Annotated in this window: 8 protein-coding genes; all 8 read right to left on the bottom strand. The window is 46.5% G+C overall.

From position 1 onward, the window contains the following. Positions 1 to 66: 66 nt before the first annotated feature. Entirely contained in the window at positions 67 to 900 is an 834-nt protein-coding gene (locus CN378_RS21770; protein WP_098354600.1) for a TlyA family RNA methyltransferase, read from the bottom strand. Positions 901 to 902: 2 nt separating this feature from the next. After that, on the bottom strand, positions 903 to 2,795 hold the full coding sequence (dxs, locus tag CN378_RS21765; protein ID WP_098354599.1) for a 1-deoxy-D-xylulose-5-phosphate synthase: 1,893 nt from the start codon (positions 2,793 to 2,795) through the stop codon (positions 903 to 905). A gap of 21 nt (positions 2,796 to 2,816) precedes the next feature. Then, positions 2,817 to 3,449 carry a hypothetical protein gene (locus tag CN378_RS21760; protein WP_098354598.1) on the bottom strand — a complete coding sequence of 211 codons (633 nt, stop codon included), beginning with the start codon at positions 3,447 to 3,449 and terminating at the stop codon, positions 2,817 to 2,819. Positions 3,450 to 4,153: 704 nt separating this feature from the next. Next, positions 4,154 to 5,044: a polyprenyl synthetase family protein gene (locus CN378_RS21755; protein WP_368731162.1), complete on the bottom strand. Its 891-nt coding sequence runs from the start codon at positions 5,042 to 5,044 to the stop codon at positions 4,154 to 4,156. Positions 5,045 to 5,047: 3 nt separating this feature from the next. Next, positions 5,048 to 5,281: an exodeoxyribonuclease VII small subunit gene (gene xseB, locus CN378_RS21750; protein WP_098354597.1), complete on the bottom strand. Its 234-nt coding sequence runs from the start codon at positions 5,279 to 5,281 to the stop codon at positions 5,048 to 5,050. Continuing rightward, complete coding sequence (gene xseA, locus CN378_RS21745) at positions 5,268 to 6,635, bottom strand: exodeoxyribonuclease VII large subunit (RefSeq protein WP_098354596.1); 1,368 nt, start codon at positions 6,633 to 6,635, stop codon at positions 5,268 to 5,270. Before xseA ends, xseB begins: the two co-directional genes overlap by 14 nt. 116 nt (positions 6,636 to 6,751) lie before the next feature. Beyond that, positions 6,752 to 7,618, bottom strand: coding sequence for a bifunctional methylenetetrahydrofolate dehydrogenase/methenyltetrahydrofolate cyclohydrolase FolD (folD, locus tag CN378_RS21740; RefSeq protein ID WP_098354595.1), 867 nt, complete (start codon positions 7,616 to 7,618; stop codon positions 6,752 to 6,754). A 20-nt stretch (positions 7,619 to 7,638) separates the two neighbouring features. Next, on the bottom strand, positions 7,639 to 8,025 hold the full coding sequence (nusB, locus tag CN378_RS21735; protein WP_098354594.1) for a transcription antitermination factor NusB: 387 nt from the start codon (positions 8,023 to 8,025) through the stop codon (positions 7,639 to 7,641). Positions 8,026 to 8,208: the final 183 nt, after the last annotated feature.

Genomic DNA, 8,208 nt, shown 5'->3' with positions numbered 1-8,208 from the left:
GCTCGACAAAGAAAAGCGGAACACCCTCACTAAAAAGGCCGCCCTTCCCAGAAGAGCGGCACCATTCTATTGCGTTTTTGCTTTTAATTGACTATGGGCATCCTCGATGACTTCATCCGGAGTGATGTCCAGGAGAGACTGTCCTTCTCCCTCGGCACCGGACCATTTCAAATGAATGAGAAATTCGATATTCCCATCTCCTCCAGTGATTGGGGAGTAGGACAACCCTGCGATATGATAGCCTTCTTTAATCGCCAACGTCATGATTTTCTCGATGACCATCTTGTGCACGGCGGGATCCCTTACGATCCCTTTCTTGCCGACCTGGTCCTTCCCTGCTTCAAACTGTGGCTTGATTAAAGCGACACAGTCCCCGCCAGGCACCAGTAATGTTTTCAGTACAGGCAATATCAAGGAAAGGGAAATAAACGATACATCGATGGATGCAAAGCTTGGCATTTCCCCTTGAAGATCTGCAGGGGTAACGTAACGGAAGTTGGTTCTTTCCATGACGACGACCCTCTCATCCTGTCTTAGCTTCCAGGCAAGCTGGTTGTACCCTACATCAAGGGCGTACGACATCTTTGCACCGTTTTGGAGAGCACAATCCGTGAATCCCCCAGTGGAAGCACCGATATCAATCATCACTTTACCTTCCACATCCACATCGAAGACTTCAAGGGCCTTTTCAAGCTTCAAACCGCCCCGGCTCACATAAGGGATGACTTTCCCTTTCATGGTGAGCGGGATATCTTCACTTACTTTCTCCCCGGGCTTGTCCAGTCTCACTTCATTGGAATAGACAAGACCCGCCATGACAGCCCGTTTCGCTTTTTCTCTTGTATCAATTAATCCTCGTTCTACAAGGAGTACGTCTACACGTTGTTTTTTTACTTTCATCATTAAGCCCTTTTTTGTTTTTTTGGTGTGATCGTCAGAATGCGATCCACTACGTTTTCTTTGGTCATGCCGATTTCGTTCAATAATTCCTTCACGCTTCCATGCTCGATGAAGTAATCCGGAATCCCAATGCGGTCGATCACGGCGTCGTGGAAGCCTTGTTCCTGCGCAAATTCAAGGACGCCGCTTCCAAAGCCGCCTTGAAGCACGGCTTCTTCGATCGTCAACACAGGCATTTCCTCTTCCAGGATCCCTTTCAGCATACTCTCATCCATCGGTTTGATGAAACGTGCGTTGACAACCCGAACGGAAAGTCCCTGCTTTTCAAGGTCTGCCGCCGCTTCCATGGCCATCGGGATGGTCGTTCCAAACGTCAGGATCGCTGCATCGGACCCTTGTTTCAATACTTCCCACGTCCCGATCGGTATGGTTGTCAGGTCAGGATCCATAGGCACTCCATACCCGTTTCCGCGTGGATAGCGCAAAGCGATCGGACCGTCATTGTATTGAAGGGCCGTATTGACAAGATGTTGACCTTCATTCTCATCCTTTGGCATCATCAGGACCATATTCGGTAAATGTCTTAAAAAGGCGATGTCGAATACGCCTTGATGCGTTTCACCATCCGCCCCGACCAATCCGGCACGGTCGATTCCGATGAAGACATTTAAGTTTTGGCGGCAGATATCGTGGACCACCTGATCATATGCCCGTTGCAGGAAGGTCGAGTAAATGGCCAGAAACGGCTTCATATCCTGAGTGGCAAGTCCTGCGGCAACCGTGGTCGCATGCTGCTCGGCAATCCCCACGTCGAACATCCGATCAGGGAATTCTTCCGCGAATCCGAGTAATTTGGAGCCTACCGGCATGGCTGGTGTTATCGCAACGATCCGTTCATCTTCACGGGCAACCCTGCGGACCGTCTCACTTACAAGTCCGCTCCAGGAAGGCGGTGCGTTCACCGGCTTGATGAGATCCCCTGTATCGATCTTGTAAGGGCCCGTTCCATGCCACGTACCCTGCTTGTCTGATTCTGCAGGCTGAAACCCTTTTCCTTTTTTCGTGATCACGTGTAACAGGACGGGGCCTTTTGTTTTTTTCGCATATTGAATATTTTCAGACAGGTCATTATAATCATGGCCATCGATCGGTCCGAGATAGGTGAATCCAAGTTCTTCAAAGAACATGCCTGAAACGAATAGATACTTCAAGCTGTCTTTCACCCTCTCTGCGGTACTCGCCAATTTACCGCCAACAGCTGGGATGCGCTTCAGGATGTATTCCATCTCATCCTTTACCCAGTTGTATTTGCCCGCTGTACGCAAACGGCCAAGTACACTGTGAAGGGCCCCTACATTCGGAGCGATGGACATTTCATTGTCATTTAAGACAACGATCATATCCTTCTTTTCATGACCGATGTGATTAAGTGCTTCAAGTGCCATTCCACCAGTCAAGGCACCATCACCGATCACAGGGATAATATAGGAATCTTCTTTCTTGACGTCCCTCGCGATCGCCATACCCATGGCTGCCGATAATGAAGTGGAACTATGACCGGTTTCCCATACATCATGCTCACTTTCATTCCGTTTCGGGAAACCGCATAACCCCTTATATTGACGGAGGGTATCAAATTGACATGCCCTCCCGGTTAAGATTTTATGAACATACGATTGGTGACCAACATCCCAAAGGATTTTATCTTTTGGACTGGAAAAATGTTTATGAAGGGCAACGGTTAATTCGACCACCCCTAAGTTTGGACCAATATGACCGCCAGTCTTCGATAGATTCTTGATTAAGAATTGGCGGATCTCTTGGCTGAGCTCTTCCAATTGTTCATTCGACATGCTTTTTAGAAAAGAAGGCTCCTTTATTGATAATAAATCCATGGGGTCCACTCACTTTCATCACTAAATATTTTGTTTCTCACGCTTATAACCCTTTTTCTTGTTTCTATCTTTTTTGTCTTTTTTATCTTTGATCAAAACGATATGGAATCGATCTTCGAGGAATTGTAGAACTTTACCAACTCTAAATATTATATCCTTAGAATAGGTGATAGCAAACGTTTTTCCAAGCGCTTTGCCTCCGACCGTCAAAGATGCGATGATACTTGTCAGGGTCACGCTTACGATATATTCCTTCAGGGAGCCCCCTTTGAGGTGAAAGGAGACGGCGAGCTGAATCAGTACGATGGCTGATGCCGTCCCGCTTATGATCCCTGAAATATCACCGATCACATCGTTACAGAAGCTTGCAAATCGATCTGCGTTACGAACGATTTTAATCGAATATTTTGCCCCGTACACCTTTTTGGCCGCCATGGCATGAAAGGGGGTTTCATCAGCCGCTGTTGAAGCGATTCCCAGCATATCAAAAAAGATCCCGATGAAGACGATGATCAACACGACGACGAGCCCTGTAAACCATGCGACACCGTTCAAAACCATATTTGATGTGACTGAAAAAATAGCCGCTAACACAAATGTGATAACGGCAATGCTGACACTCCACTTTATTGAGTTTTTCATTGTTTCATTCATTATCGTTTAAACACACCGTTTCTATTGTGTAAATAGTTTGTTTTATATGTAATTGGGGGGTCATATAAAGAGTAAAAATTGCAGCTTAGGTCCAGTAGGTTTTCCCAATCAGGTACCGGATGTTGCCATACCGGCGGTTTCCCATTAAACCCGACTTAGCCGCGTCACCACAAGCTAGACTGGATTACCACTTAGTCCGCACTATAATCCTCTTTATATGTCCGAATATGAACAGTCTAGGAGTTTTCCTCAACAGTCCTTAACGCAATCCTTAGCCTCTTTTGCAAAGAGGATTTCATATGGGCGAAAAAGCACATATCAATGGCCAACTGATGTGTACCCTGTAACCATAATCCCCTCACTCTTCACTCAAGGCAGGCTACGCTGCTAGTGATTCATCACATCGCAGGTTCATACTTTGTCCTCATTGCATATGCTTAATGCCAGCATGAGAAACAAAGCCTCCGCGGCTCGCGGGTCAACGCCCACATGCCATTGTGGATCGCCCTCAAGCCTTACTCCCAGATATGACCCAAAGCTGGGCGCCTCAAGCCAATTCCAGGAACTTCATCGATGTGCCCTTTAGTGGATTTTTAGGCCCACCTTCAGGATTGGTGGACTGACTAGAATACTGCACCACCCCAAAATTTATTCTAATCGTATTATAACATATGTTAAATCTTTTGCTCAAATACTGATTGGTTTTAATGATTCCTTGAAACAATCATTCGGGCAATTTCTGCAAGAAGGCTCGAATCCACGGGCAGCTGTTCAAGGGATGTCAACGCTTCGTCCAGGTGGAAATGAAGCTTCTCCTTAGCCCCTTTCATCGTCAAAAGGCTTGGGTACGTGCTCTTATGTTTCGATTCGTCGCTCCCGACAGGTTTACCAATCATTTCTTCCGATCCCTCTATGTCAAGAATGTCGTCCTGAATTTGGAAGGAAAGGCCGATATGGTAAGAAAATTTTTCAAGGAGCTCAAGTTCCCCGTCTGACGCACCGGAGATGATCCCCCCGGCCAATACACTGAATGTAAGTAACTTTCCCGTCTTATGGACGTGAATGTTTTCAAGCTCTTCGACAGTCAACTGCTTATTTTCCCCTTCAATATCGGCGACTTGACCCCCGACCATGCCTTCAGGACCGGCACACCGGGCGAGAAGGGCGATCAGCTTCGCCTTGGTATCAGCTGTCAGGGTCCTGTCCTCTGCTATGAGCTGGAAGCTGTATGTCAGCAAACCGTCACCGGCTAAGATCGCGACGGCTTCTCCGTAAATCTTGTGATTGGTGGGCTTCCCTCTCCTTAAATCGTCATCATCCATGGAAGGAAGATCATCATGGATCAGTGAATATGTATGGATCATTTCAAGGGCCGCTGCAGTATTGATTCCTAGCATCAGGTCCTTGTTAAAGGCCTTGATCGAAGCTAACAGGAGGATGGGACGTATCCTTTTCCCGCCTGCCTGCAGGGAATAAACCATTGCCTCCTTCAATACACGGGGCACTGATAGGCTCTCGACGGCTTCAACCATATGATGGGTTATCCGTTCTCCATGCTCCTGTTGAAACTCTTTCAATGTAATGGGAGAAGTCACTCTTTATTCCCCCTCATCCAGATCAAAGGATTTTTCCCCTTCATCCGTCATCATTTTGGTTAATTGGTTTTCTGCCTTTTGCAGTGTATCATGACAGTATTTCGAAAGGTCCATCCCCTTTTGATAAAATTCCAGTGCCTTCTCGAGGGGAACTTCCCCTTCTTCTAATTTCTCGACAATCTCTTCCAACTGCTCCATAGCCATTTCAAACGATAATTCATCTTTAGACTTTGCCATTTCGTTCACTCTCCTCAACGGATTCAACTTCACAATGTATTTTTCCATCTCTGACATTGATCTCGAGGCGGTCGCCTGCTTTCACTTGCTGAGATGATTTAATCAAGCTGCCTTCATCCTGGTAAACCAGGCTGTAACCCCGGTCCATGATTTTCAACGGACTGAGGGCATGCAGGGTGGACAATGCTGAAGTGAAACGATGGTTCTTTTCTTTCAGCACTTGTTTAAACTGCTTCTCGAGCCGTGTACGCATAAATAAGACCCGTTCATGCTGCATCGTGATGAGCTGTGATGGGTGTACACGCTCGAGCCTTGAATGAATACCGGACAATTGATCCCGGTTTTGTTTCACTTGCAAACGAATCGTTCTTTGAAGCTGGTCTGTCAGCCGGTCGACGGTCTCGATCTTTTGCTGATAGAGGTTTCGGGGATTTCTTAAAGCATACGATTTCGTCAGACTATTTAAGCGGCTTCTTTCACTTTGCAGTTTTGTTTTAAAAGCCTTGATCAATCGCAGCTTACGATTCATGATCCTCTCCAATAAATCATCGATATGGGGAACCGCTAATTCACCTGCAGCCGTCGGGGTGGGTGCCCGAAGATCCGCCACAAAGTCGGCGATCGTAAAGTCCGTTTCATGTCCTACCGCTGAAATGACAGGAACGTCGGATTCCACGATGGCTTTGGCCACGATCTCTTCGTTAAAGGCCCACAGCTCTTCAATCGACCCGCCACCGCGACCGATGATCAGCACGTCAATGTCCCCGAGTTCATTTACCTTCCGCATCGCCCCTGCAATCGAACCTGCCGCTTGATCGCCTTGGACCAAAGCGGGAAATACAAGGATTTCCCCAATCGGATAACGCCGTTTGATGGTCGTGATGATGTCACGGATCGCAGCACCCGTCGGGGAGGTGACGACAGCAATCCGTTTCGGGAATTTAGGGATCATCCTTTTTCTGCTTTGCTCGAAATAACCTGCTTTTTCAAGCTTCTCTTTCAGCTGCTCATATGCTAAATAGAGTTCACCAATCCCATCTGGCTGCATTTCCTTCACATAAATCTGATATTGCCCGCCTGATTCATATACGGATACGTCTCCGCGTATCAAGACATTCATTCCATTTTCCGGTCGGAATTTCATGGATTGATTATGGCTTGAAAACATGACGGACAGGATGCGGGCCTTTTCATCCTTCAGGGTAAAGTACATATGTCCGCTCGAATGTCTTTTGAAGTTGGAGATTTCCCCGCGTACAAACAGATTGGACAGGTGGGGATCTCTATCGAATTTTCGTTTTATGTATTTTGTCAGAGCTTGTACGGTTAAATAACGCGATTGATCGAGTTCCATGCTCACTGACTCCTTTGTTACTTGCCTATTCTAATGGATTTTATATGCAGGAATACGGAAAGGGACCAGCGATGAGCCGTCCCTTTCCTCTTATGTTACGTATATTGTACTATTTTTTAACCGTTTTGGCGATTCCGGAGAGCCCATTCTGCCGATTTCACAGTATTATACAGAAGCATGGTGATTGTCATCGGGCCGACACCACCTGGAACCGGCGTGATTTTACCGGCCTTTTCCTTCACCTCTGCAAAATTCACGTCCCCACATAGCTTGCCTTCTTCATCACGATTCATTCCCACATCGATGACAACGGCGCCTGGTTTGACGTCTTCAGCACCGATCAGGTTCGCCTTCCCAACGGCAGATACGATAATATCCGCCTGCTTTGTGTAGGAGGACATATCATCCGTTTTCGAATGACAATACGTCACGGTCGCATTTCGATTCAGGAATAAGTGACCTGCCGGCTTTCCGACAATGTTACTTCTTCCTAAAATGACAACATGTTTCCCTTCTACCGGAATATTTTCATATTCAAGCATCTTCATGATCCCGAGTGGCGTACAGGAGTAGAAGGTATCTTGATTGGTGACCATCTTTCCGATGGAAACAGGATGAAACCCGTCCACATCCTTGGATGGAGAAATCGTCTCAATCACCGTGATCGGGTTAATATGCGCCGGGAGCGGCAGTTGAACGAGAATCCCATGGATATGATTTTGGCCGTTCAACTCCCGGATCTTATTCAGAAGCTCATCCTGGGTGAGACTTTCTTCATACTGATAAAGCTCTGAATGGATTCCGAGATGACTGCAAGCTTTTCTCTTCATTTTCACATAAGAATGAGAGGCATGGTTGTCCCCGACGAGGATGACAGCCAAGCCTGGAGTGACTTCCTGTTCCTTCAGCTTTTGAATCTGACTCCTTAATTGCTGCCGATAGTAATCAGCAATGAGTTTACCATCAATTATAGAAGCTGACATTCCAATCGCCCCCTGTTTTGTTAGGATTGACTTACCTTTGAAAGAACACCATTGATGAACTTGCTGGATTGATCATCCCCAAAGATCTTTGCAATTTCAACGGCTTCATTAATGACCACATTATTCGGAACATCTTCCACGAACAGCAGCTCGTACACTCCTAATCGTAAAATATTGCGATCGACTTTCGCCAGACGGTCAAAAGACCATTTCTCCAGATTTTCACGGATATGTCCATCGATCCGTTCCTGATTCTCAATGAACCCCAGAACAAGCTGTTCCAGATAGGCATCCATCTTCTCTTCTTCTTCCAATACGTTCGTTAACGCTACATCGGGCTCAATCCCACTCATATCTATTTGAAATAACGCCTGTAAAGCCTTTTCACGGGCAACTCTTCTCTTCATGATATACTTACTCCTTTTATTCCATCAATTTTCATACCTTTGATAATAGCACAAACCAAGGGCAATACGCACGCCTATGTAAAAAAATCAATATTCTGACAAGAAAAGCGGAGGGGCTTTGCCAGAGGCGACAAGCATAAGGCGAACATACCGGAAAGGCGTTCTTTGCCTTTTTGGTATGTT

The sequence above is a fragment of the Bacillus sp. AFS015802 genome (genome assembly GCF_002561455.1).
Lineage (GTDB): Bacteria > Bacillota > Bacilli > Bacillales > Bacillaceae_B > Rossellomorea.
Note: the sequence above shows the minus strand (reverse complement) of the source record. Positions and strands in the feature narration are given on the sequence as shown.